Origin of the sequence: Streptomyces lydicus, assembly GCF_001729485.1 — a bacterium.
GTDB lineage: Bacteria > Actinomycetota > Actinomycetes > Streptomycetales > Streptomycetaceae > Streptomyces > Streptomyces lydicus_D.
Genome location: NZ_CP017157.1, coordinates 1,846,131 through 1,871,227 on the forward strand (window position 1 = coordinate 1,846,131; position 25,097 = coordinate 1,871,227).

Annotated in this window: 19 protein-coding genes; 11 read left to right on the forward strand and 8 right to left on the reverse strand. The window is 72.4% G+C overall.

Annotated elements, in window-relative coordinates; genetic code table 11:
* The first annotated feature begins 268 nt into the window (after positions 1–268).
* A complete protein-coding gene (locus SL103_RS07970; RefSeq protein WP_069573521.1) occupies positions 269–1,273 on the forward strand; it encodes an endonuclease/exonuclease/phosphatase family protein in 1,005 nt (334 codons plus the stop codon).
* Between the two features lie 148 nt (positions 1,274–1,421).
* Positions 1,422–2,642, forward strand: a complete 1,221-nt coding sequence (locus SL103_RS07975; protein WP_069568039.1) for an MFS transporter — start codon at positions 1,422–1,424, stop codon at positions 2,640–2,642.
* 54 nt (positions 2,643–2,696) lie between these two features.
* Here the strand turns inward: SL103_RS07975 and SL103_RS07980 are convergent, their stop codons facing one another.
* Both SL103_RS07980 and SL103_RS07985 read right to left on the reverse strand, forming a co-directional pair.
* A complete protein-coding gene (locus SL103_RS07980) occupies positions 2,697–4,451 on the reverse strand; it encodes an NAD+ synthase (RefSeq protein ID WP_069568040.1) in 1,755 nt (584 codons plus the stop codon).
* 154 nt (positions 4,452–4,605) lie between these two features.
* On the reverse strand, positions 4,606–6,360 hold the full coding sequence (locus SL103_RS07985; protein ID WP_069568041.1) for a multicopper oxidase family protein: 1,755 nt from the start codon (positions 6,358–6,360) through the stop codon (positions 4,606–4,608).
* A 439-nt stretch (positions 6,361–6,799) separates the two neighbouring features.
* Here SL103_RS07985 and SL103_RS07990 point away from each other — a divergent pair, with 439 nt between their 5' ends.
* Together SL103_RS07990 and SL103_RS07995 are read left to right on the forward strand one after the other, a co-directional pair.
* On the forward strand, positions 6,800–7,558 hold the full coding sequence (locus tag SL103_RS07990; RefSeq protein ID WP_432215344.1) for a DUF998 domain-containing protein: 759 nt from the start codon (positions 6,800–6,802) through the stop codon (positions 7,556–7,558).
* Positions 7,555–8,481, forward strand: a complete 927-nt coding sequence (locus tag SL103_RS07995) for an alpha/beta fold hydrolase (protein ID WP_079145629.1) — start codon at positions 7,555–7,557, stop codon at positions 8,479–8,481. Before SL103_RS07990 ends, SL103_RS07995 begins: the two co-directional genes overlap by 4 nt.
* 22 nt (positions 8,482–8,503) lie before the next feature.
* Here SL103_RS07995 and SL103_RS36775 read toward each other — a convergent pair whose 3' ends face one another.
* The 3 genes from SL103_RS36775 to SL103_RS08010 are packed head-to-tail and all read right to left on the reverse strand — an operon-like array spanning position 8,504 to position 10,448.
* Positions 8,504–9,157, reverse strand: coding sequence for a hypothetical protein (locus SL103_RS36775; RefSeq protein ID WP_069568042.1), 654 nt, complete (start codon positions 9,155–9,157; stop codon positions 8,504–8,506).
* Positions 9,158–9,186: 29 nt separating this feature from the next.
* A complete protein-coding gene (locus SL103_RS08005) occupies positions 9,187–10,125 on the reverse strand; it encodes a WXG100 family type VII secretion target (protein ID WP_069568043.1) in 939 nt (312 codons plus the stop codon).
* Positions 10,122–10,448: a hypothetical protein gene (locus SL103_RS08010; RefSeq protein ID WP_069568044.1), complete on the reverse strand. Its 327-nt coding sequence runs from the start codon at positions 10,446–10,448 to the stop codon at positions 10,122–10,124. Before SL103_RS08010 ends, SL103_RS08005 begins: the two co-directional genes overlap by 4 nt.
* A gap of 328 nt (positions 10,449–10,776) precedes the next feature.
* Here SL103_RS08010 and glnA point away from each other — a divergent pair, with 328 nt between their 5' ends.
* Together glnA and SL103_RS08020 are read left to right on the forward strand one after the other, a co-directional pair.
* Positions 10,777–12,138: a type I glutamate--ammonia ligase gene (glnA, locus tag SL103_RS08015; protein WP_069568045.1), complete on the forward strand. Its 1,362-nt coding sequence runs from the start codon at positions 10,777–10,779 to the stop codon at positions 12,136–12,138.
* Positions 12,139–12,165: 27 nt separating this feature from the next.
* Positions 12,166–15,189 carry a bifunctional [glutamine synthetase] adenylyltransferase/[glutamine synthetase]-adenylyl-L-tyrosine phosphorylase gene (locus tag SL103_RS08020; RefSeq protein WP_069568046.1) on the forward strand — a complete coding sequence of 1,008 codons (3,024 nt, stop codon included), beginning with the start codon at positions 12,166–12,168 and terminating at the stop codon, positions 15,187–15,189.
* 240 nt (positions 15,190–15,429) lie between these two features.
* Here the strand turns inward: SL103_RS08020 and SL103_RS08025 are convergent, their stop codons facing one another.
* The 3 genes from SL103_RS08025 to SL103_RS08035 all read right to left on the reverse strand — a co-directional run bounded on the left by SL103_RS08025 (position 15,430) and on the right by SL103_RS08035 (position 19,070).
* A complete protein-coding gene (locus tag SL103_RS08025) occupies positions 15,430–16,263 on the reverse strand; it encodes a phosphatase PAP2 family protein (RefSeq protein WP_244303867.1) in 834 nt (277 codons plus the stop codon).
* Positions 16,264–16,381: 118 nt separating this feature from the next.
* Positions 16,382–17,431, reverse strand: coding sequence for a LacI family DNA-binding transcriptional regulator (locus SL103_RS08030; RefSeq protein ID WP_033270761.1), 1,050 nt, complete (start codon positions 17,429–17,431; stop codon positions 16,382–16,384).
* 10 nt (positions 17,432–17,441) lie between these two features.
* Positions 17,442–19,070, reverse strand: a complete 1,629-nt coding sequence (locus SL103_RS08035) for a glycoside hydrolase family 13 protein (RefSeq protein WP_069568047.1) — start codon at positions 19,068–19,070, stop codon at positions 17,442–17,444.
* A 251-nt stretch (positions 19,071–19,321) separates the two neighbouring features.
* Here SL103_RS08035 and SL103_RS08040 point away from each other — a divergent pair, with 251 nt between their 5' ends.
* Genes SL103_RS08040 through SL103_RS08060 form a run of 5 tightly spaced genes read left to right on the forward strand, consistent with a single transcriptional unit; the run spans position 19,322 to position 25,052 of the window.
* On the forward strand, positions 19,322–20,599 hold the full coding sequence (locus SL103_RS08040) for an extracellular solute-binding protein (protein WP_069568048.1): 1,278 nt from the start codon (positions 19,322–19,324) through the stop codon (positions 20,597–20,599).
* A 53-nt stretch (positions 20,600–20,652) separates the two neighbouring features.
* Entirely contained in the window at positions 20,653–21,531 is an 879-nt protein-coding gene (locus SL103_RS08045) for a carbohydrate ABC transporter permease (protein WP_374992937.1), read from the forward strand.
* Positions 21,532–21,533: 2 nt separating this feature from the next.
* Complete coding sequence (locus SL103_RS08050) at positions 21,534–22,412, forward strand: sugar ABC transporter permease (RefSeq protein ID WP_069568050.1); 879 nt, start codon at positions 21,534–21,536, stop codon at positions 22,410–22,412.
* A gap of 1 nt (position 22,413) precedes the next feature.
* Complete coding sequence (locus tag SL103_RS08055) at positions 22,414–24,000, forward strand: glycoside hydrolase family 13 protein (RefSeq protein WP_069568051.1); 1,587 nt, start codon at positions 22,414–22,416, stop codon at positions 23,998–24,000.
* Positions 23,997–25,052, forward strand: a complete 1,056-nt coding sequence (locus tag SL103_RS08060; RefSeq protein WP_099055394.1) for a LacI family DNA-binding transcriptional regulator — start codon at positions 23,997–23,999, stop codon at positions 25,050–25,052. The genes SL103_RS08055 and SL103_RS08060 overlap by 4 nt, the downstream gene beginning before the upstream one ends.
* The last annotated feature ends 45 nt before the right edge of the window (positions 25,053–25,097 follow it).

A 25,097-nucleotide genomic window follows, 5' to 3' on the forward strand; every position in this document is an offset into this window, starting at 1 on the left:
GCCCGCTCCGGGGAGTTGGCGCCCGGCCCGGCCGGCGCGCGACCGTCCCGCGCCACCGGCCCGTATGACCGGACGATGCCCGTTCTGTCACAGCCGCCGTCACGATCCCCCGGGCCGGAACCCCGACCCCGCGCCGTGCCGTCCTCCCCTGCGACAAGGCGCAGCACGAATCTAAGAAAGCGCATTACGGCCATCGCCTAGGGTCGTGGATCACAGGCGAGGCGCACCGGAGCAAGGCAGTGAGGACAGCTACATGGCGCAGGCATACATGACGGAGCCGGGACAGGGACAGGGGCCCGGACGGGCCGGTTCCCGGGCCGAACGCCTGCGGAACTGGTGGCGCCCGGAGGGCATGTGGCGGCGCGGCCTGGTGCTCGCGGTGCTCGCCGTGCTGCTCGGGCTGCTGATGATCCTGCACGCCAGGATTCCCAACGCGGTCGGCAACCTGGGCAGTCTGCTGGAGACCTTCCTGCCGTGGCTGGGGCTGGGCATCCCGCTGCTGCTGCTCTGCGCGGTCCTGCGCCGCTCCACGACCGCGCTGATCGCGCTGGTCCTGCCGGCCTTCGCGTGGATCAACCTCTTCGGCGGGCAGCTCACCGACAAGGCCGGCGCCGGCGGCAACCTCACCGTCGTCAGCCACAACGTCAACGCCGACAACCCCGACCCGGCGGCCACCGCCCGGGACATCGTGGCGTCCGGCGCCGACGTGGTGGCCCTGGAGGAGCTGACCGGCCAGGCGCTGCCCAGCTACCGCAAGGGCCTGGCCGAGGCGTACCCGTACCACACGGTCGAGGGCACCGTCGGGCTGTGGAGCAAGCGCCCGCTGACCGACACCAGGCCGGTGGACATCAAGATGGGCTGGACCCGCGCGCTGCGCGCCACCGTCACCGCCCCCGACGGCCGGCAGTTCGCGGTCTACGTCGCGCACCTGCCGTCGGTGCGGGTCAAGGTCGAGGCCGGCTTCACCGCCAATCAGCGCGACGGCAGCGCCGCCGCGCTGGGGGAGGCGATCGCCGCCGACCCGGTGAAGAAGGTCATGCTGCTCGGCGACCTCAACGGCACCATGAACGACCGCTCGCTCGCCCCGGTGACCTCGCAGATGCGCTCCGCGCAGGGCGCGGCCGGTGACGGCTTCGGCTTCAGCTGGCCGGCGTCGTTCCCGATGGCCCGGATCGACCAGATCATGATGAAGGGGATGGATCCGGTCAAGGCGTGGGTGATGCCGTCGACCGGCAGCGACCATCTGCCGGTCGCCGCGTCCGTGAAGATCTGACCTGCGCCGACGAGCGGGGAACGGGACCGACGCGGGCTCGTAACGTCCCGTTCCCCCGTCGGAATACTGGGCCTGCGACACTTTGTTCCGTAAGAGAACTTAACCGGAAGTCCTTGTACGGAACGTCCCCCGAAAGGTCCAGGTCTTCATGCCCTTGGCTCTGCTCGCACTCGCGATCTCGGCCTTCGGTATCGGCACCACGGAATTCGTGATGATGGGCCTGCTGCCCAACGTCGCGGACGACCTGGGCACCTCGGTGCCCACCGCCGGCTACCTCGTCTCCGCCTACGCCCTCGGCGTCGTCATCGGCGCCCCGCTCCTGACCGCGCTCGGCTCCCGCATCCCGCGCAAGCGGATGCTGGTCGCGCTGATGGCGGTCTTCACGGCAGGCAACCTCGCCTCCGCCCTGGCCCCCGACTTCGGCCTGCTGGTCGTGGGCCGGCTGCTGGCCGGCCTCCCGCACGGCGCGTTCTTCGGCGTCGGCGCGGTGGTCGCCGCCCGGCTGGTACGCGAGGGACGGCAGGCCCGCGCGGTCGCCACGATGTTCCTCGGCCTGACCATCGCCAACATCGTCGGCGTCCCCGCCGCGACCTCACTGGGCCAGCGGTTCGGCTGGCGCGCCACCTTCCTGATCGTCGCCGTCATCGGCCTGGTCGCGATGGCCTCCCTGGCCAAGCTGATCCCGCAGCTCCCGGCGGAGGAGCACACCGGCCTGCGGCGCGAACTGCGCGCCCTGGCCGACCGGCAGGTGCTGCTCGGCCTGCTCACCACCGTCTTCGGCTTCGCCGGCATCTTCGCCGTCTACAGCTACCTGGCCTCGATGATGACCCAGGTCACCGGCTTCGCCGAAGGGTCGGTCCCGCTGGTCCTCGCGCTCTTCGGCATCGGCATGACCCTCGGCGCGCTGGCCGCCGGCCCGCTCACCGACCGGGCGCTGCGGCCCACCCTCTACGGGTCCCTGGCGGCGCTCGCCCTGGTCCTGACCGCGTTCCACTTCACCGCCCAGGTGAAGTGGGCCGCCCTGGTCACCGTCGTCCTCATCGGCGCCGTGGGCTTCCTGACCACGACCCCGCTGCAGATGCTGGTGATGAACAAGGCCCACCGGGCGCCCACCCTGGCCGCGGCCTCCAACCAGTCCGCGTTCAACCTGGCCAACGCCGGTGGCGCCTGGGCCGGCGGCCTGGCCCTGGCGGCCAACTGGGGCTGGACCTCCCCGACGCTGGTGGGCGCGGTACTGGCGGCGCTCGGCCTGGCCGTCGCGGTGGTGGCGGGCCTGCTGGACCGGGGCACCCACGACCCGTCCCGCATCGTGGCCCGCAGCGAGGACGCGGGCGCCACCGCGGCCGTCGGCGGCTCACGCCTCGGCTGACCGCGCACCCCGCCGCCGGGGCCGGGCCGGGCGGCTGCCCGGGGCCGGCCCCCGTCAGCTTCCCTCGCGCCAGTGATTGGTGATCGGCAGCCGGCGGTCCTTGCCGAAGCCCTTGGCGGAGATCTTGGGGCCCGGCGGGTACTGCCGGCGCTTGTACTCGGCATGGTCGACCATCCGCAGGACCCGGGTGACCAGGGCCTCGTCGAAGCCCTGGGCGATGATCTCCTCGCGGCCGCGGTCCTGGTCGACGTAGCAGGCCAGGATCCGGTCCAGGACGTCGTAGTCGGGGAGCGAGTCGGTGTCGACCTGGCCGGGGCGCAGCTCCGCGCTCGGCGGCTTGGTGAGGGTGTTCTCCGGGATCGGCGGGGTCCGGCCGCGGTCGGCGGCGGCCTCGTTGCGCCAGCGGGCGAGCTGGTAGACGACCGACTTGTAGACGTCCTTGATGGGGCCGTAGCCGCCCACCGAGTCGCCGTAGAGGGTCGAATAGCCGCAGGCCAGCTCGGACTTGTTGCCGGGGGCCAGGACCAGGTGGCCCTCCTGGTTGGAGATCGCCATCAGGGTGGTGCCACGCAGCCGCGACTGGAGGTTCTCCTCGGCGAGGCCGGTCAGCGACAGCGCCTCCATGTACGCGTCGAACATCGGGCCGATCGGGACCGTACGGAAGGACAGCCCCGTCCGGCGGGCGAGTTCCGCGGCGTCCGTGAGCGAGTGGTCGGAGGAGTAGCGCGAGGGCATCGCCACGGCGTGGACGTGCGCGGCGCCCAGGGCGTCACAGGCGAGGGCGGCGACCAGCGCCGAGTCGATCCCGCCGGAGAGACCGAGGACGACGCTGGTGAAGCCGTTCTTGGCGACGTACGCGCGCAGGCCGACCACCAGCGCGGTGTAGATCTCCTCCAGGTCGCCGAGGCGCTCGGCCCGGCCGCCGACGGTTTCCGGTGGGTACGCCGGCAGCGGGTCGGCGGAGAGTGTGACGTGCTCGACGCGCAGGCCGTCGTCCAGGACGCCGGCCGGCGGCTCGGGCGGGGCGGCGGGCAGGTCGAGGTCGACCAGGACGCAGCCCTCGGCGAACTGCGGCGCCCGCGCGATCACCCCGCCGTCCTTGTCGACGACGATCGAGTCGCCGTCGAAGACCAGCTCGTCCTGGCCGCCGATCATCGCCAGATAGGCGGTGGCGCAGCCGGCCTCCTGCGCCCGCTTGCGGACCAGCTCCAGACGGGTGTCGTCCTTGTCCCGCTCGTACGGCGAGGCGTTGACGGACACCAGCAGCCCCGCCCCGGCCGTACGCGTCGCGGGCACCCGGCCGCCGTCCTGCCACAGGTCCTCGCAGATGGCGAGCGCGATGTCGACGCCGTGCAGCCGTACGACGGGCAGCGTGTCACCGGGGACGAAGTAGCGGAACTCGTCGAAGACCCCGTAGTTGGGAAGGTGGTGTTTGGCGAAGGACAGCACGACGTCGCCGCGGTGCAGGACGGCGGCGGCGTTCTGCGGGGCGCCGGCCGGGCGCCCGTAGCGGGGCCGGTCCTGTGCGGCGCGGTCGAGGTAGCCGACGATCACGGGGAGGTCGCCCAGCCCCTCGGCGGCCAGCCGTCCGGCCAGCCGGCCCAGTGCGGCGCGGCTGGCCTCGACGAACGACCCGCGCAGCGCGAGGTCCTCGACGGGATAGCCGGTCAGCGCCATCTCGGGGAACGCGACGAGGTGTGCGCCCTGGTCGGCGGCGTGCCGGGTCCAGTGCACGATCGTCTCGGCGTTCTGGACGAGATCGCCGACGCAGGAGTCGATCTGATTGAGGGCGAGACGAAGTTGAGGCACCCCGCCAGTTTAATCGTCTTACTGACGCAATGGGGGGTCGAAGGCGTGTCGGCGGTGTTGCGCACCGGGAACGGGCCGACGGTGCGCGGTGGGGGAGGGAACGGGCGGCCCGCCCCTGCCGTGCGGGCCGCCCGTGGTCAGTGGCCGCCCCGCCTCACCGCGAGGAGCGGTAGCCCAGGATCGTCATCATCCCCGCCTCCGAGTGGTACACGTTGTGGCAGTGGACCATCCACAGGCCGGGGTTGTCGGCGTCGAAGTCGACCGCCACCCGGCGGCCGGGCAGCATGATGACGGTGTCCTTGAGGGGGCCGCCGTCCGGCAGCGCGAAGGTGTGCCCGTGCAGGTGCATCGGGTGCCACATCCGGGAGTGGTTGCGGAAGACGATCCGCACCCGCTCGCCCTGCCGCACCGCGTACCGCTGCGACGGCGTGTACGGCCTCCCGTTGATCGACCAGTTGTACCTCGCCATGTTGCCGGTGAGCGTCATGTCGATGGTGCGGTCGGGGTAGCGCCGCGCGGCCCGCACCGACTCGGCGGCGCTGAGCTGGAACGCCGTCGTCAGCCTGCCGAAGAGCTTCCTGGGGCGGGTGGACGCGCCCGGCCTGGTCCCCGCTCCGGTCCGCAGCACGGCCAGCGCGGAGCGCCGGTGCTTGCCCTCGGCGAGCGCGCTGAAGGGGAAGACCCCGTCCTTGGCGGTGACCAGCACGTCGTAGCGCTCACCCATGCCGATCAGCAGCGCATCGGTCCCGGCGTGCTGGACGGGGTAGCCGTCGGTGTGCGTCACGGTCATCCGGTGGCCGCCCAGCGCGACGCGGTAGGCGGTGTCACCGCTCGCGTTGATGATCCGGATCCGGATGCGGTCGCCGGGCTTGGCGTGGAAGGTCTCCGGGTCCTCGGCCAGCCGGCCGTTGATGAGGTGGAACGGGTGGTCCACATCGCCCGGATCGCCGCCGAGCAGCCGGCTCCGCCCGCCCATGAGCATCCGTGACGGCCCGTGGGGGCCCGAGGCGCCGAACCGCGCGCCGCTGCCGCGCGCCCGGCGCCGGTGGCGCGTCCCGCCGCCACCCGCGTGCATGCCGCCCATGTGGCCCATGCCGTGCGGATGGCCCCTGGTCAGCTCGGCCAGCACCGCGTCCGGGGTGCTGCCGTCGATCCCGTCGAGCCAGTCGTCGAGCAGCACCACCCACTCCCTGTCGTAGGAGAGCGGCTCCTTCGGGTCGTCGACGATCAGCGGGGCGTACAGCGCCCGGTCCAGCTGCACGCCGACGTGCGGGTGGATCCAGTGGGTGCCCGGCTCGCTGACCACGAAGCGGTAGTCGAAGGACGAGCCGGGCCTGATGGCCCGTTGGGTGATGCCGGGGACGCCGTCCATGTCGTTGCGGACGTGCAGCCCGTGCCAGTGCACGCTGGTGGACTGCGGCAGGTGGTTGTGGAGGGTCAGCTGGAGCCGGTCGCCGGCGGTGACCCGGATCTCCTTGCCGGGCAGTTCGCCGTCGTACGCCCAGGTCCTGACGGTCCGCCCGCCCAGGTCGATCCGGGCCTCGGCGGCGGTCAGCGTGTAGCGGCGCACCGGGCCGGTCAGGCCGCGCCGGCGCTCGGCCTCGGCGACCTCCGGGCCGTCGGGGGAGAGATAGCCCGACGGGGGGTCGTCGTCGGAGCGGTGCCGGGCGGGTCCGTGGTCATGGCCCTGGCCGTGGCCGTGGGCGGCGTGGTGGCCCGCCGGCCCGTGGTGGCCGTGGACGGGGTGCGGACCGTGCGGGCCGTGGGTGGCGTGCGTGCCGTGCGGGCCGCTGCCGACGTCCGTGCCGGCGGGCGTACCGCCGTCCCCGGTGGAGCAGGCGGCCAGCAGTCCGCTGCCGGCGGCGGCGAAACCCGCGCCGAGCAGGGCGCGTCGGGAGTGCGTGGGCATGGAACACCTCGTGACGGTGTCGGTGGGCTGGGGCGGGGGAGGGGCGCTGCCGCGGGCTCCGAGGGGCGTCGACGGCGGGGCGCGCTCCTACACGCGCGGCACCGACAGTCGGGCGGGGAGTGGGGGACGCGGCGACGCGGGTATGGGCCACCGGCCGCGCGGGACGTCCCGGGTGACGGCGGCCGGCGCCGCGAACAGCGGCAGCCGGCCGCGGCACGCGGCGGTCTTGCCTTGTTCACGCATCGCGGACCTCTCGACGGAAACGACGAACCGGCGGACGGACCCGGGTACGGCCCTCCTCGGGACCGTACCCCTGAGGGGTATGGCTCTCCATTCGTGGACCGCCGAACGGGGGGCCGCCCGCCTATCCTTGACCTTCCCGCGCCCACGGCGCATCCGGCACGACGGCCGGCCGGTCCACCCGAACACCTGGATGTCCGTGACCCGTACCCGTTCCGCCCCCGCCCGCAGCCGGGTGGCCGCCGCCCTGCTGCTGCTCGGCGCGGCCGCGTACACCGCATGGGTGCTGGAGCTGGTCCTCGTCACCGGGCTCGACCCCGTCCAGGCGTACGTCAGCGAGCTGGCCGCCGCCGACCAGCCGCTCGGCGGCCTCTTCCGCGCCACCGACCTCGCCGCCGGGCTGCTGGTGCTGGCCGGCGCGACGGCCGCGCTGCTCACGACGGAGCGCCGGCCCTGGTCCACCGCCGGCTGGTGCGCGCTGGCCCTCTTCGGCGCCGCCACCGCCGTCGACTCCCGGCTGCCGCTCAGCTGCGCGCCGACCGGCGACCCGGCCTGCGCGGCCCGGGAGACCGCGGGCCTGGTGCCGGCCACCCACACCGCGCACGCCGTCAGCAGCTCCTGCGCCATGGCCGGCGCGCTCGCCGCGCTCGTCCTGCTGACCTTCGCCGCCCGCCGCGACGCCCGCTGGCCGGTGCTCGGCCGCCTCGGCCCGCCCCTGGTGCTCGCCGAACTCGCCGCCACCTTCTGGACGCTGGCCTCCGTCGCGGCCTTCACCGCCGGCCGCGGCACCTGGGCCCTGGGCGCCGGCCAGCGCCTTCAGGTCCTGCTGGTCGCCCTGTACGTCGCGCTGCTCGCGCGGTGCGTGGCACGGCCCGGGGACGCCGCCCGGCCCGCGCCGCCGGCCGCCCGCCCGTCCCCGCGTCCCCGGCGCACCGCACCAGGAGAAGGAGACCGATGAACCGACCTCGCCGCCGCTCCGCAGGCCCCCGCCCCGCTCCGCGCGCCCTGCCCGTCCCCGGCCGCTTCCTGCGCGTCGACGGCGTCCCGCTGCACGTCCTGACCGAGGGCGGCGGACCGCTCTGCGTCCTCAGCGGCGGCCTCGGCATGGCGTGGTTCGACTGGGACGCGGTCGCCGCGCTGCTGGCCCCGCACCGCACCGTGGTCCGCTTCGACCGCCCCGGCCTCGGCCTGAGCGCCCCCACGCCGGGCCCGCCCACGCTGGCCGCCGAGGCCGACCGGATCGCCCGTCTCCTCGACGCGCTCGGCCACCCGGGCCCGGCCACCGTCGTCGGCCACTCGCTCGCCGGCTTCCACGCCGAGGCGTTCGCCCGGCTGCACCCCGGCCGCTGCGCCGGGCTCGTCCTGGTCGACGGCAGCATCGAGGAGGACCCGCGGCCCCGGCTGCCGCGCGCGGTGCGGACGGCCTGGGCGGGCGGCGTGGCCGACGCCCTGTCCGCGGCCGGCGTCCCGCGCGCCCTCGGCCCGGCGACCCGCCGCCTGATAGGCCGCGCCTCCACCGTCGGCAGCCATCCGCCGCACCCGTGGGAGCGCGTCGGCTACCGCAGCAGCCGGGTCCTGCGCGCCTGCGCCCTGGAGAACGCGACCTACCTGGACCAGGCCGCCGAGCTCGCCGCGCTGCGCCCGGGCCACCCGATGCCGGACGTGCCGGTGACCGTCCTGGCCGCCTATGACGGCAGCGAAACGGCCCGTCAACTGCGCTGGCTGGAGCGTCAGCGGGCGCTCGCCGCGCAACTGGGCGGCCGCTTCGCCGTCGCCGCCCCGGCCGGCCACCTGGTGATGGCCGACGTCCCCGCGTCCGTGGCCCGCGCCGTCCTCAACCTCTCCGGCACGGATCGGGACGCGCCCGTCCCCCTGCCGTAGCCCCGCCGCGCGCCCCTCCGCTTCAGGCTCCCTGAGCCGGCGGCAGCAGCTCCTTGAGCAAGGGGCCCTGCCGGCGGTCGTCGGGTTCCAGGGCCAGCCAGGAGCCGTCGGGGAAGGCGATGTCCGCACGGCGGGGGTGCCGGGCCGGGGGCGGCGTCCGGCGCCCGGCGTAGCCGCCGGCCGGCACCTCGCCCAGCAGCTGCGCCGCCTCCCGCTCCGGCTGCCCGGGCCTGCTCAGCAGCAGCAGCCGCTGATCGGTGAAGACCAGCGCGAGCTGCTCGTTGTGGTGGCCCGCGACATCACCGGCGCCGGCCCGGGTGGTGCTGACGAACCAGCCCGCGGCGCTCTCCCAGCCGCCGTCCCAGACGGGCCCCCGGAAGAGCCGACGGACACCGCGCCAGGTGTGGTGCGCGCCCCGCTCCAGCAGCCGCGCGGGAGCGGAGACGACGTACATGACCGCGGCCACCGGCAGCAGGAGCCTGCCCCGGCCCGCGAACCGGGCCGCGTCCGCCGCCCCCGGCTTCGGCCTGCGGTACCGCTCGGGCGGCGTGTCCGGGGCCAGCGGGTCGAGCCGTACGCAGAGCGCCCCGCGCACCACCTCCCCGGGGCGCAGCAGGCCCGCGGAGTGGGTGACGAGCCAGGTGTCCTGTTCCGGGACGACGGGGGAGGGGTGCATCGGTTCCGTCTCTCTGTCCGCCTCGGCCGCTAGCCGAAGGTGTCCTCGATACTGCCCTTGGGCACGCGGTACGGCGCGGGCTCCTGCGGGCCCTCGTCGTCCAGTGCCTCCTTGCCGAAGTGCTTGATCGCGTCCTCGACCGGGGTCTTGAAGTCGCCGGTCAGGCCGGTGGCCGCGCCGATCAGGGGCTTCGAGCCGTGGCCGGCGATCTGGCCGGTGACGACGTGATGGGCCATCCAGTCCCGCATGCTCTGGCCGCGCATGCCCGTGGGGCCGCCCAGCTTGCGCAGCGCGCCCGCGACCTTCCGCGCCTCGTTGAAGGACTTCGCGCCGCTCTTGAACTCCTTGACGGCCTTCATCAGGTCCCGCAGCGTCTTGGCCAGCGCCGTCGAGACCTTCTCCACCCGGCCGATGAAGACCGCGACCTCGGCCTCCGCCACCAGCCCGTCCACGACGGTGGCCAGGCCCAGCGTGAGGATGTCGGTGACCACCATCGCGGCCAGCGTCATCGCCGCCCACTCGATCGCCTCGCGGATGATCGCGACGATGGCGTCCTCGGCGAACTTGCACTCGGCGGCCGCCTGGCTGAGGATCTTGGCCGTCTGGCCCATGTCCTTGCCGGTGTCGTCGATCGCGTCGACGATCTTGCCCATGCCGCGGCCGAACCCCGCGGAGGCGTCGCCCTCCCACTGCTCGGGCAGGCCCCGCGCCGCCGCGCGCAGCCCCTCGGCCACCTTGTGCAGCGCGTCGCCCTGCGCCTTCCACTCCTGGGCGGCCTGCGTCAGCTGCGTCGGCATGCCGGTGACCTTTTCGAGCGTTTCCATCAGCCCGATCTTGTCCAGGAACCACCGGATCGCGTCGTCGAGCCCGGCGTCGATGCCGTGCTCCTCGTTGCTGTGGATCTGCTCGACGTCGGGAAGCTTCTCGATCTCCTTGTTCACCCACGCGTAGGCGTCCGCGGCGCTCATACGGACACGCTCCCGCCGCCTCCGCCGAACCCTTCCTGGGTGGCGTACTCATTGGCGACGTAGCCGCCCGCCATGGCGCGCAGGCTCTCCGCCGCCCCCTGGAGCAGCTCGGCGATGTCGTGGATGTTCTGCTGCGCCGCGGTGGCGTGCTCGTTGTAGGAGGAGTGCAGCTCGTCGGACTCCGGCAGCTTGCCGAAGGCGCCCGACGGTATCTCCACGTGCTCCAGCGCCCGCGCGATGCGGGGCACCTCTTCCCGCAGCCGTTCCGTACCGGACGCACAGCTGAACATCGCGTCCGGATTGGTCTGGAATCCCGCTCCCATGTGCCGCTCTCCCCGTTTCCCCGCCGTCGTCGGCCGTTCACCGACCGGAACCACCCTAGGAACGGCAGGGAACGGACCCTTCAATACCGGGTCAACGGGCCCTCAGGGCCACATCAAGAGTGGGCCAAGCGGCTCCGAATCCGGTTGCCCGCCGCGCTGAGCGGGGCGGACACGGGAAGGATCAGAGGTGAGGGTTACGGGACGGCGGTTCTGGTTCAGGCCAAGGGTGCGTAATGTGACGGTAACCCCCTCACGTGATACTGGTGTGCCACGCACGTCGACCCACGTGCGTCGGACAGGCCGATTGACCTGCAAGGATTGGTGACCCATGGACAAGCAGCAGGAGTTTGTGCTCCGTACGCTCGAGGAGCGCGACATCCGCTTCGTACGGCTGTGGTTCACCGACGTGCTCGGGTTCCTGAAGTCGGTGGCGGTGGCGCCCGCCGAGCTGGAGCAGGCGTTCGACGAGGGCATCGGCTTCGACGGCTCGGCCATCGAAGGCTTCGCCCGGGTGTACGAGTCCGACATGATCGCCAAGCCGGACCCCGGCACCTTCCAGATCCTGCCCTGGCGCGCCGAGGCCCCCGGCACCGCCCGGATGTTCTGCGACATCCTGATGCCGGACGGTTCCCCCTCGTACGCCGACCCCCGGTACGTCCTCAAGCGGATCCTGGCCAAGACCTCCGACCTGGGGTTCACCTTCTACACCCACCCCGAGATCGAGTTCTTCCTGCTCAAGGACAAGCCCGTCGACGGCTCCCGGCCGATCCCGGGCGACTCCTCCGGCTACTTCGACCACACCCCGCAGAACGTCGGCATGGACTTCCGCCGCCAGGCCATCACGATGCTGGAGTCGATGGGCATCTCGGTGGAGTTCAGCCACCACGAGGGCGCCCCCGGCCAGCAGGAGATCGACCTGCGGTACGCCGATGCGCTCTCGACCGCCGACAACATCATGACGTTCCGGCTGGTCATGAAGCAGGTGGCACTGGAGCAGGGCGTCCAGGCGACGTTCATGCCCAAGCCGTTCTCGGAGTACCCGGGCTCCGGCATGCACACCCACCTGTCCCTCTTCGAGGGCGACCGCAACGCCTTCCACGAGTCCGGCTCGGAGTACCAACTCTCCAAGGTGGGGCGCTCGTTCATCGCCGGCCTGCTCAAGCACGCCGGCGAGATCTCCGCCGTCACCAACCAGTGGGTCAACTCCTACAAGCGCATCTGGGGCGGCGCCAACCGCACCGCGGGCGCCGGCGGCGAGGCCCCCTCGTACATCTGCTGGGGCCACAACAACCGCTCCGCGCTGATCCGCGTCCCGATGTACAAGCCCGGCAAGATGGGCTCGACCCGGGTCGAGGTCCGCTCGATCGACTCCGGCGCCAACCCCTACCTGACCTACGCCGTCCTGCTCGCCGCCGGCCTCAAGGGCATCGAGGAGGGCTACGAGCTCCCGGCCGGCGCCGACGACGACGTCTGGGCGCTGTCCGACTCCGAGCGCCGGGCGATGGGCATCGAGCCGCTGCCGCAGAACCTCGGCGAGGCCATCGAGCTGATGGAACGCAGCGAACTGGTCGCCGAGACCCTCGGCGAGCACGTCTTCGACTTCTTCCTGCGCAACAAGAAGCAGGAGTGGGAGGAGTACCGCTCGGAGGTCACCGCCTTCGAGCTGCGCAAGATGCTGCCCGTGCTCTGAGCCACCGCGCCACCGAGAGGCTGGACCATGGCACTATCCGCTCCGCAGGGACGGCGGAGCAGCACCTTCACCCGGCTGCTGAGGCACGGTTTCACCGACCCCTCGGCGGCCGGGGAGCTGCTCGACACCCCGGAACTCGCCCCGGTACGCGACGACTCGGCGCTGCTGGAAGCGCTCGGCGGGACCGCGGACCCGGACCTCGCGCTGCGCGGCCTGGTCCGGCTGGTGGAGGCGCTGCCGTCGGACGGGCGGCAGACGCTGCTCGGCACCGTCGTCGCGGCCAAGCCGCTGCGTGACCGGCTGCTGGGGGTGCTCGGCGCGTCCGAGGCGCTCGCCGACCACCTCGCCCGGCACCCGGACGACTGGCAGTCGCTGGTCACCTACGAGTCGGTGGACCTGCACCCCACCACCCCCGAGTTCGAGCAGGCGCTCGCCGAGGGCATCTGGGGCGAGGAGGGCGCCACCAGACCGCGGGCGGACGCCCTGCGCGCCGCCTACCGCCGCGCCCTGCTGGGCATCGCGGCCCGCGACGTCTGCGGGACCACCGACGTCGCCGAGGTGGCCGCCGAACTCGCCGACCTCGCCACCGCCACGGTCCGCGCCGCCCTGGAGATCTCCTACGAGGAAGCACCCGGCGACGCCGCGGTGTCCCGGCTGGCCGTCATCGGCATGGGCAAGTGCGGCGGCCGGGAACTCAACTACGTCTCCGACGTCGACGTCATCTTCGTCGCCGAGGCCAAGGAAGGCGTCGACGAGGCCGAGGCGCTGCAGGCCGCGACCCGGCTCGCCGCCCGGATGATGCGGCTGTGCTCGGACAACACCCCCGAGGGCACCATCTGGCCGGTGGACGCCAACCTGCGCCCCGAGGGCCGCAACGGCCCGCTGGTGCGCACCCTCAGCAGCCACCTCGCCTACTACCAGCGCTGGGCCAAGACCTGGGAGTTCCAGGCGCTGCTCAAGGCCCGCCCGATGGCCGGCGACCTGGGCCTGGGCCAGGAGTACGTCGACGCGCTGGCGCCGATGGTGTGGGAGGCCGCCGAACGGGAGAACTTCGTCGCCGACGTGCGCCAGATGCGCCGCCGCGTCGTCGAGAACATCCCCGCCGCCCAGGTCGAGCGGGAGCTCAAGCTCGGCCCCGGCGGACTGCGGGACGTCGAATTCGCCGTCCAGCTGCTGCAGTTGGTGCACGGCCGCAGCGACGCCACGCTGCGCAGCGCCACCACCCTGGACGCCCTCGCCGCGCTGGCGGCCGGCGGCTACGTCGGACGCCAGGACGCCGCCGCCCTGGACGCCGCCTACCGCTTCCTGCGCACGCTGGAGCACCGCATCCAGCTCATCCGCCTCCGCCGCACGCACCTGATGCCCGAGGAAGAGGCCGAACTCCGGCGCCTGGCACGCTCGTTGGGGCTGCGTACCGAACCGGTCGACACCCTCCGCAAGGAGTGGAAGTGGCACGCCAGGGAAGTGCGCCGGCTGCACGAGAAGCTCTTCTACCGCCCCCTGCTCGATGCCGTCGCCCACCTGGAACCCGGCGAGGCCCGGCTCTCCGCCAAGGCCGCCGGGCACCGCCTCGAAGCGCTCGGCTACGCCGACCCGGTCGCCGCGCTGCGCCACCTGGAGGCGCTGGCGTCCGGCGTGACCCGCAAGGCCGCCATCCAGCGGACCCTGCTGCCGGTGCTGCTCGCCTGGTTCGCGGACTCCGCCGACCCGGACGCCGGACTGCTCAACTTCCGCAAGGTCTCCGACGCCCTCGGCAAGACCCCCTGGTACCTGCGGCTGCTGCGTGACGAGGGCGCCGCCGCCGAGAACCTCGCGCGGGTGCTGTCCGCCGGACGCCTCGCCCCCGACCTGCTGCTGCGCGCCCCCGAGGCGGTCGCCCTGCTCGGCGCGCCCGACGGCCTCCAGCCGCGCTCCCGGGCCGCCCTGGAGCAGGAGGTACTGGCCGCGGTCGGCCGCGCGGACGGCGCCGAGGCCGCGGTCGCGGCGGCCCGCGGGGTGCGCCGCCGGGAACTGTTCCGTACCGCCGCGGCGGACGTGATCGGCGCGTACGGCACGGAGTTCAGCCCCGCCGAGACCGACCACGGCCAGGCCGTCGACCAGGTGGGCTCCGCGCTCTCCGACCTCAACGCCGCCACCCTGGCCGGCGCGCTGCGCGCCGCGGTCCGCGCCCAGTGGGGCGACACCCTGCCCACCCGCTTCGCGGTGATCGGCGTGGGCCGGTTCGGCGGCGAGGAGCTGGGCTACGGCTCGGACGCCGACGTCCTCTTCGTCCACGAACCGCGCGAGGGCGCCGACGAGCAGGAGGCCGCCAAGGCCGCCCACGCCGTCGCCAACGAGATGCGCCGGCTGCTCGAACTGCCCTCCTCCGACCCGCCGCTGATCATCGACGCGGATCTGCGCCCGGAGGGCCGGTCAGGTCCGCTGGTGCGCACCCTCGCCTCGTACGCCGCCTACTACCGGCGCTGGTCGCTGGTCTGGGAGGCCCAGGCCCTGCTGCGCGCCGAACCGGTCGCCGGCGACGAGGAGCTGGGCCGGCGGTTCATCGAGCTGATCGATCCGCTGCGCTACCCGGCCGAGGGGCTGGGCGACGAAGCGGTCCGCGAGATCCGCAGGCTCAAGGCCCGCATGGAGTCCGAGCGGCTGCCCCGCGGCGCCGACCCCACCACCCACGCCAAGCTCGGCCGCGGCGGACTGAGCGACGTCGAGTGGACGGTGCAGCTGCTCCAGATGCAGCACGGCTGGGAGATCCCCGGCCTGCGCACCACCCGTACCCGCACGGCGCTGGCCGCGGCCCACGCCGCCGAGCTGATCGGCACGGAAGAGGCGCAGATACTGGACGAGGCGTGGGTACTGGCGGCGCGGGTCCGCAACGCGGTGATGATCGTGCGCGGCCGCCCCGGCGACACGTTCCCCACCGACGGCCGCGAACTGGCCGCGGTGGGCCGCTACCTCGGCTACGAGGAGGGCCACGTCGGCGACATGATCGACGACTACCGCCGCATCACCCGCCGGGCTCGCGGCGTGGTCGAGGAGATCTTCTACGGGGCGTAGGGGCCGGTGGGCGGGCGTGATCACTGACGCCCGCCCCCACCGGCCTTTTCCCACCCCCTACGGGAGGGGCCGCGCCGCAGGACGAAGTCCGGAGGAGCGGCACCGCACCCGACCACCCACGCCCGCCGCAGGCGAAACGGCGAGCGACAAACACGGCGGGAAAGCCGACAACGTGCGGCGGCGCCGCAAAGCGCAACGGCGAGCAACCACCACGGCGGGAAAGCCGACAACGTGGGAAGGTCAAGCCAACGCCACCTGCGCCAACCGGTGCGGCAGCGACCCGTACCAGGCGCAGGCGAGGCTGAAGCCGAAGCCGAGGCACAGGACTCCGCCCACCGCGTCCAGCCAGAAGTGGTTCGCGGTGGAGACGATGACCAGCAGGGTCGTCGTCGGGTAGAGCAGGCCGAGGACGCGGCACCACAGCGGCCGGGCCAGCAGGGCGATGGTGATGCCGCACCACAGCGACCAGCCGATGTGCATCGACGGCATCGCCGCGTACTGGTTGGACATCGAGGCGAGGTTGCCGGACGCCATCGAGCCCCAGGTGCCGTGGTCGACGAGGGTGTCGATGAAGCCGCCGTCCGGCATCAGCCGGGGCGGTGCCAGCGGGTAGAAGTAATAGCCGATCAGGGCGACGCCGGTGGTGGCGAACAGGGCCAGCCGGGCCGCGGCGTAGCGGCCCGGGTGCCAGCGGTAGAGCCAGACCAGCACCCCGATGGTCACGATGAAGTGCAGCGTCGCGTAGTAGTAGTTCATCGTCACGATCAGCCACGTCACGGAGTTCACCGCGTGGTTGACGGTGTGCTCGACGGCGATCCCCAGCGAGTGCTCCGCCTGCCAGATCCAGTCGGCGTTCCGCAGCGCCTTCATCTTCTGCTCCGGCACCGCGTTGCGGATCACCGAGTACGTCCAGTAGCTGACCGCGATCAGCAGGATCTCGAACCAGAGCCGGGGCGTGCGGGGAGAACGCAGACGGGTCAGCCGACCCTCTTCCGTCGGGCGTTCCGGGTGCTCCCCCTTGGGTGGCGGGGTGGTCGGAAGGCCGTCCAGAGTCCTCGTATTCGCATCACCCATAGGCAGACAGTCTGCCAGAAAGGGGCGAGTTGCCGATCATCCTCCGGTCGGGTATTCGATCCTTTGTATCGGTCCTGAGACGGACGCCGGACCCCCGCCGTTCTCCGGGACGCAACCCTCAGGTGGCCCGCAGCGGGCGGGGAATCCGGGCTGTCTTCGGCACCGAGGCGGTCGAGCCGCGCACCACCAGCTCGGGGTGGAAGACGAACTCGCTGTGCGGCGCCGGCGTACCGCCGACCTCCTCCAGCAGCGCGCGCACCGCCGCCTGCCCCATGGCCGTGACCGGCTGCCGGATCGTGGTCAGCGGCGGGTCGGTGAAGGCGATGAGCGGGGAGTCGTCGAAGCCGACGACGGAGATGTCGCGCGGCACCTCCAGCCCGCGCTGCCGGGCCGCCCGGATCGCGCCGAGCGCCATCATGTCGCTGGCGCACACCACGGCGGTGGCGCCCCGCTCGATCAGTGCGCCCGCCGCCGCCTGCCCGCCCTCCAGGGTGTACAGCGAGTGCTGGATGTACGGCTCGGCCTCGGCCGGGCCGATGTCCAGCCGCTCCTGCATGGCGCGTACGAAGCCCTCGATCTTGCGCTGGACGGGCACGAACCGCTTGGGCCCGAGCGCCAGCCCGATCTTCCGGTGGCCGAGGGCGCTGAGGTGGGTGACGGCCAGGTCCACCGCGGCCCGGTCGTCGGGCGAGACGAACGGCGCCTGCACCTTGTCGGAGAAGCCGTTGATGAGCACGAACGGCACGCCCTGGCCGCGCAGCTGCTCGTAGCGCTGCATGTCGGCGGAGGTGTCGGCGTGCAGTCCGGAGACGAAGATGATGCCGGCCACCCCGCGGTCGACCAGCATCTCGGTCAGCTCGTCCTCGGTGGAGCCGCCCGGGGTCTGCGTCGCGAGGACCGGGGTGTAGCCCTGGCGGGTCAGTGCCTGGCCGATGACCTGGGCGAACGCCGGGAAGATCGGGTTCTCCAGCTCCGGGGTGATCAGGCCGACCAGGCCCGCGCTGCGCTGCCGCAGCCGCACCGGCCGCTCGTAGCCCAGCACGTCGAGGGCGGCCAGCACGGACTGGCGGGTGGTCGCGGAGACGCCGGGCTTTCCGTTGAGCACCCGGCTGACGGTGGCCTCGCTGACACCCGCCTGCGCTGCGATATCGGCCAGCCGGGCGGTCATGGGTGGGACCTTACCGTCCGGCTGTCTGGATTGCCCACCAGATGCAACTGTCACCGGGGAGCACGGCCACCGAGCCGTTGACGGTCACCGGGGCGGAGGCGAGCAGTGGTGTTCCGGGCGACGGGAGCTCGACGTCGTGGGGGAGGGTGTTGACGGTGCACAGCAGCCCGGGGCGGGTGAAGGCCAGCACGCCGTCGGGGGCCGGCTGCCAGCTCATCCCGCCGTCGCCCAGGCCGGGCAGTCGGCGGCGCAGGTCGAGTGCGGTGCGGTAGAGCTCCAGGGTGGAGGCGGGGTCGCCGGTCTGGGCGTCGACGGTGAGGGCGGCCCAGTCGGCGGGCTGGGGCAGCCAGCTGCCGCCGGTCCCGAAGCCGTACGGCGGCGCCTCGCCGGTCCAGGGGAGCGGCACCCGGCAGCCGTCCCGGAAGCCGTCCTGGCCGCCGGCCTGGCTGCCGCGGAAGAACGCCGGGTCCTGGCGCACCTCGTCGGGCAGGTCGGTGACCTCGGGCAGGCCCAGTTCCTCGCCCTGGTAGAGGTACGCCGAGCCGGGCAGTGCCAGCATCAGCAGGGTGGCGGCCCGGGCCCGGGGCAGACCGCCGCCGAGGCGGGTGGTGTGCCGGACGACGTCGTGGTTGGACAGCACCCAGGTCGTGGGGGCGCCGACGGAGGTGGTGGCGGCGAGCGAGGCGTCGATGACCGCGCGCAGCGCGTCGGCCCGCCAAGGGGCGTTCAGGAACTGGAAGTTGAACGCCTGGTGGAGTTCGTCGGGGCGGACGTAGAGGGCCAGGCGCTCGGCGGTGGGGGCCCATGCCTCGGCGACGCCGATCACCTGCCGGCCGTGGGCGTCGCCGTAGCCGTCCAGCAGCCGGCGCCAGGTGCGGTGGATGGCGTGCACCCCGTCCTGGTCGAAGAACGGCAGCACCTGGCTGCCGATCAGCTTGGCCTGCTGGCCGTGGCCGATGTCGGGCAGGCCGGACGCCTTGACCATGCCGTGGGCGACGTCCACCCGGAAGCCGTCCACGCCCAGGTCCAGCCAGAAGCGCATGACAGCCTCGAATTCGGCGTGCACGTCCGGGTTGTCCCAGTCCAGGTCGGGCTGCTCGGGCGCGAAGAGGTGGAGGTACCAGTCGCCGCGGTCGGTGCGGGTCCAGGCGGGTCCGCCGAAGACCGACTCCCAGTCGTTGGGCGGCAGCTCGCCGTGCTCGCCCTTGCCGGGGCGGAAGACGTAGCGCTGCCGGGCGAGCTCGGGGTCCCGGAACCACGGGTGCCGGTCGGAGGTGTGGTTGGGCACGATGTCGACGATCACCCGCAGGTCCAGGTCATGGGCGGTGCGGATGAGGTCGTCGGCGTCCTGGAGGTTGCCGAAGAGCGGGTCGACGGCGCGATAGTCGGCGACGTCGTAGCCGCCGTCGGCCTGCGGCGAGGAGTAGAACGGCGTGAGCCAGACGGCGTCCACGCCCAGGTCCCTGAGGTACGGCAGCCGCTCGCGGGCACCGCGCAGATCGCCGACGCCGTCGCCGTCGCTGTCGGCGAACGAGCGGACGTACACCTGGTAGATGACGGCGTCGCGCCACCACCCCGGACCTCGGCCCGGTCCGGGCGCCTGGGGGGCGGGGCTGGGGGAAGTGAGCTCCTGGGTCATCTGCCGTCCCTGTCTGAGGTCGAGAAGCCGTGGAGGCGGGGCCGCATGGCATGGGGGTGCGCCTTCACGGAATCAACGTCCGGGTGGGCGCGGGGTGACGCTGAAGCAAGCGTGTCCAGGGTCCCGTTCCGGCCAGTTCGTTGCAATACCTTCCAGCAGTCTTGCAGCAAATTGCCGCAAGGTCTTTCGGTTTGTTTGCAGCGCTGTTACGTTCCTGACCGCCATCTGAGGCATTTCCCTAAGGAGTTCACATGCGGCGTGGCATACGGGGCGTAACGGTCACCGCGCTGGTAGCGGGCCTGGCAATGACGGCATCGGCGTGCGGCAGCGGGGGTGACGACGGCAACGGCAACGCCGGGGGTGAACTGGCTGGAACCGTTACCTTCTGGGACACCTCCAACGACGCCGAGAAGGCCACCTACCGCAAGCTTGCCGAGGGTTTCCAGAAGGAGCACCCGAAGGTCCACGTCCAGTACGTGAACGTCCCGTTCGGCGACGCCAACGCCAAGTTCAAGAACGCAGCCGGCGGCAACTCCGGTGCCCCCGACGTGATGCGCACCGAGGTCGCCTGGACCGCCGACTTCGCCAACCTCGGCTACCTCGCCCCGCTCGACGGCACCCCCGCCCTCGACAAGCCCGACGACTACCTCCCGCAGGCCGTCGGCTCCACCAAGTTCAAGGGCAAGACCTACGCGGCACCCCAGGTCATCGACACCCTCGGCCTCTTCTACAACAAGAAGCTCCTCAAGGACGCCGGGGTGGAGGTGCCCAAGACCTTCACCGAGCTGGCCACCGCCGCCAAGAAGATCAAGGCCAAGACCGGCGCCACCGCCCTCTACCTGCGCGGTGACGACCCCTACTGGTTCCTGCCCTACCTCTACGGCGAGGGCGGCGACATGGTCAACGCCCGCGACAAGGTCATCGAGATCGACGACGGCGCCGGCGTCAAGGCGTTCAAGACCATCAAGGACCTGGTGGACTCCAAGGCCGCGGTCACCGATGCCACCGACGGCCAGGAGAACCAGCTCAAGGCCCTCAAGGACGGCACCGTCGCGATGGCGATCGACGGCCCCTGGGACATCGAGGGCGCCCGCGCCGGCAAGGCGTTCAAGGACAAGGAGAACCTCGGCGTCGCCCCGGTCCCCGGCGGCAGCACCGCCCAGGGCTCCCCGCAGGGCGGCTGGAACCTCTCCGTCTACGCCGGCAGCAAGAACTTGCAGGCCGCCTACGCCTTCGTGAAGTACATGAGCTCCGCCTCCGTCCAGCAGCAGACCACCGAGAAGCTCAGCCTGCTGCCCACCCGCAAGTCCGTGTACGACGTGCCGGCCGTCAAGAAGAACGAGATGGTCGAGTTCTTCAAGCCCGCCGTCGACGGCGCCGTGCAGCGCCCCTGGATCGCCGAGGGCAACTCCCTCTTCGAGCCCATCAAGGTCCAGATGAACAAGGTGCTGACCGGCTCCGCCACGCCCGAGCAGGCCGCCAAGGCGACCGGCGACGCCTACCGGAAGCTGCTCAAGGACTACAAGTGACCTTCGCCGTACGGGTACGCCGGGCGCTCGGCACCCACTGGTACGCGTGGACGATGGTCGCCCCGGTGGTACTCGTCATCGGGGTGATCATCGGCTACCCGCTGGTGCGCGGCGTCTTCCTCTCGCTCACCGACGCCAACGAGGCCAACGTCGAGCGGAACATCGGCGTCAACCACCTCCCCGCCACCTACAAGTTCACCGGCCTCGACAACTACAAGGCGGTGCTCACCGACGGCGTCTTCTGGGACCGCCTCGGCTGGACCGTCGTGTGGACCGTGGGCTGCGTCGGCCTCACCTTCCTGATCGGCCTCACGCTCGCGAACATGCTCAACCGCACGCTGCGCGGCCGCACCTTCTACCGGCTCGCGCTGATCCTGCCCTGGGCGATCCCGGCGTTCATCTCGGTCTTCACCTGGCGGATGCTCTACAACGAGAAGAACGGCATCCTCAACAAGCTGCTGGCGGGCGGCGGCATCGACGCCGTCCCCTGGCTCAACGACCCGACCTGGGCCAAGCTCTCGGTCATCGCCGTCAACGTCTGGCTGGGCGTGCCCTTCATGCTCGTCGCCCTGCTCGGCGGCCTGACCTCCATACCGGGCGAGCTCTACGAGGCCGCCGAGATGGACGGCGCCGGCCCCTGGCAGCGCTTCCGCAACATCACCATGCCGGGGCTGCGGGCCGTCAGCAGCACCGTCATCCTGCTCTCCACCATCTGGACCTTCAACATGTTCCCGGTGATCTTCCTGCTGACCCGGGGCGGCCCCGGCGACGCCACCGAGATCCTGGTGACCTACGCCTACCGGCTCTCCTTCGTCGACAGCCCCCGCAACTTCTCCGAGTCCGCGGCCTGGGGCGTACTGATCCTGGTCCTGCTCTCGGTCGTCGCGGTCGTCTACCGCCGGGCGCTGCGCAAGCAGGGAGAGGTGTGGTGACGATGACCCGCAAGCACGACGACCGCGTACGGCCGGCCCCCGCCGGGACCCGGAAGCGCAACCAGCGTTCCCGCCCGGCCTCGGTGGGCCTGCACGCGGCCCTGGCCGTCGCCGCCGTGGTGGCCGTCTTCCCGCCCCTCTGGCTGCTGATCACGTCCTTCAAGCCCAGGAACGACGCCTTCTCCACCGGCATCGTCACCCACTTCACCTTCGCCAACTACACCCACGTCCTGGCCGACACCGAGTTCCTCACCTGGTTCAAGAACTCCGTCGTGGTCGTCGGCCTGACCACCGTCCTCGGCGTCTTCATCGCCGCGACCACCGGCTACGCGGTCAGCCGCTTCCGCTTCCCCGGCATGCGTCCGCTGATGTGGCTGCTGCTGATCACCCAGATGTTCCCGGTCGCGGTGCTGATCGTGCCGCTCTACAACCTGATGGCGACCCTGGGTCTGCTGAACCAGCCCGCGGGCCTGGTCATCACCTACCTGACGATCGCCGTCCCGTTCTGCGCCTGGATGATGAAGGGCTTCTTCGACACCATCCCGGTGGAGATCGACGAGTCCGGGCGGGTCGACGGCCTCAACCCGTTCGGCACCTTCTGGCGGCTCGTCCTCCCGCTGGCCCGCCCCGGCCTGGCCGTCACCGGCTTCTACACCTTCGTCACCGCCTGGGCCGAGGTCGCCTACGCCTCCGCCTTCATGACGGGGGAGGAGAACCTCACCCTGGCCGGCGGACTGCAGACCTTCGTCAACCAGTACACCAACGACTGGGGCTCGATGACCGCCGCCGCCGTGATCATCGCCGTCCCGGCCGCCCTCGTCTTCGCCTTCGCCCAACGCCACCTCGTCGCCGGACTCACCGCCGGCACCACCAAGGGTTGACATGACTCCACAGCACAACGTCACTCCTGCCACCGACTGGTGGCGCGATGCGGTGATCTACCAGGTCTACCCGCGCAGCTTCGCCGACGGCAACGGCGACGGCATGGGTGACCTGGCGGGCATCCGCAGCCGGCTGCCCTACCTGCGCGACCTGGGCGTGGACGCCGTCTGGCTCAGCCCCTTCTACGCCTCACCGCAGGCCGACGCCGGCTACGACGTCGCCGACTACCGCACCATCGACCCGATGTTCGGCACCCTGGCCGACGCCGAGGCGGTCATCGCCGAGGCGCACCGCCTCGGCCTGCGCATCATCGTCGACCTCGTCCCCAACCACTGCTCCGACCAGCACGAATGGTTCCGCCGGGCGCGGGCCGAGGGCCCCGGTTCCACCGCCCGCGAGCGCTTCCACTTCCGCAAGGGGCGCGGCGAGAACGGCGAGGAGCCGCCCAACGACTGGGAGTCCCTCTTCGGCGGCCCCGCCTGGACCCGGCTCCCCGACGGCGAGTGGTACCTCCACCTCTTCGCCCCCGAGCAGCCCGACTTCAACTGGGACCACCCCGCCGTCCAGGACGAGTTCCGCTCCATCCTGCGCTTCTGGCTGGACCTGGGGGTCGACGGTTTCCGGGTGGACGTCGCGCACGGCCTGGTCAAGGCCCCGGGCCTGCCCGACATGGGGCGGGCCGAGCAGCTCAAGCTCCTCGGCACCCAGACCCTGCCGTTCTTCGACCAGGACGGGGTGCACGCCATCTACCGTTCCTGGCGTGCCGTCCTCGACGAGTTCGACGGGGAGCGGATCGCGGTCGCCGAAGCCTGGACCCCCACCGCCGAACGCACCGCCCTCTATGTCCGCCCCGACGAACTCCACCAGGCGTTCAACTTCCACTACCTGAACACCGGCTGGGACGCGGCGGACCTGAGGGAGGCGATCGACTCCTCGCTGGACGCCATGCGCCCGGTCGGTGCCCCGACCACCTGGGTGCTGTCCAACCACGACGTCGTCCGGCACACCACCCGCCTCGGCGGCGGTCCGGCCCGGGCCCGGGCCGCCACCCTGCTGATGCTGGCGCTGCCCGGCTCGGCGTACCTCTACCAGGGCGAGGAACTGGGCCTGCCCGAGGTCACCGACCTGCCCGACGAGGTCCGCCAGGACCCCTCCTTCTTCCGGGACACCGGTCAGGACGGGCTGCGCGACGGCTGCCGCGTCCCGCTGCCCTGGAGCGGCGAGGCGCCGCCGTACGGCTTCGGGACCGGCGGCAGCTGGCTGCCCCAGCCCGCCGACTGGTCCGCGCTCACCGTCGACGCCCAGACCGGCGACCCCGCCTCCACTCTGGAGCTCTACCGCACCGCACTCGGTCTGCGGCGTATCCAACCGGGCCTCGGTGCCGGCGACGCGGTCGAGTGGCTGGACGCGCCCGACGGCGTGCTGGTCTTCCGCCGCCCCGGTGGTCTCGTCTGCACCGTCAACACCACGGGCACCCCGGTCCGCCTCCCCACCCCGGGCCGGCTGCTGCTCGCGTCGACCCAACTGGAGGCCACAGCGGAGGAGTTCACCCTCCCCGCCGACACCACCGCCTGGTGGGAGGAGTGACCCTGCCCGATCCCCACCCCACCCCCCGCCTGGCCGACATCGCCGCCCAGGCGCAGGTCAGCGAGGCGACCGCGAGCCGGGTCCTCAACGGCAAGGCGGGCGTGGCCGCGGCCACCCGGCAGCGGGTGCTCGCCGCACTCGACGTCCTCGGCTACGAGCGTCCCGTACGGTTACGGCGCCGCAGCGCGGGCCTGGTCGGGCTGGTCATCCCGGAGCTGACCAACCCGATCTTCCCGGCGTTCGCCCAGATCATCGAGCAGTCGCTGGCCGGCCACGGCTACACCCCGGTGCTGTGCACCCAGATGCCGGGCGGCGCCACCGAGGACGAACTCGTCGAGCAGCTGGAGGAGCGCGGTGTCACCGGCATCGTCTTCCTCTCCGGGCTGCACGCCGACACCCGCGCCGACACGTCCCGCTACGCCCGCCTGTCGTCCCGCGGCGTCCCGTTCGTCCTGATCAACGGCTACAACCCGCAGATCGACGCGCCGTTCGTCTCACCCGACGACGGCGCGGCAGCGCGGATGGCGGTGCGCCACCTGGCCGAACTGGGCCACCGGCGGATCGGGCTCGCCGTCGGCCCGGCCCGCTACGTGCCCTCCCGCCGCAAGGCCGAGGGCTTCGTGGCGGCGCTCGGCGAGTCGTTCGGCCTGTCGAGGGGGCAGGCCGAACGACTCGTCCAGCACACCCTGTTCAGCGTCGAGGGCGGCGACGCGGCGGCCGCGGCGCTCCTCGACGACGGCTGCACCGGCATCGTCTGCGGCAGCGACCTGATGGCGCTCGGCGCCGTCCGCGCGGCCCGCCGCCGGGGCCTGGACGTGCCCGGCCGGCTCTCCGTCGTCGGCTTCGACGACTCCCAGCTGATCGCCTTCACCGACCCACCGCTGACCACGGTGCGCCAACCGGTGCAGGCGATGGCCACCGCCGCCGTCGGCGCACTGATAGAGGAGATCCACGACCGCGCACAGGGCCGCCAAACCCCGCCGCAGCGCACCGAGTTCATCTTCCGGCCGGAGCTGGTCGTACGGGGATCGACGGGCCCGGCCCGGGAATGACCTCCGGGGCCCGCGCCACCTGCCACACTGGGCGCGCCGACGAAC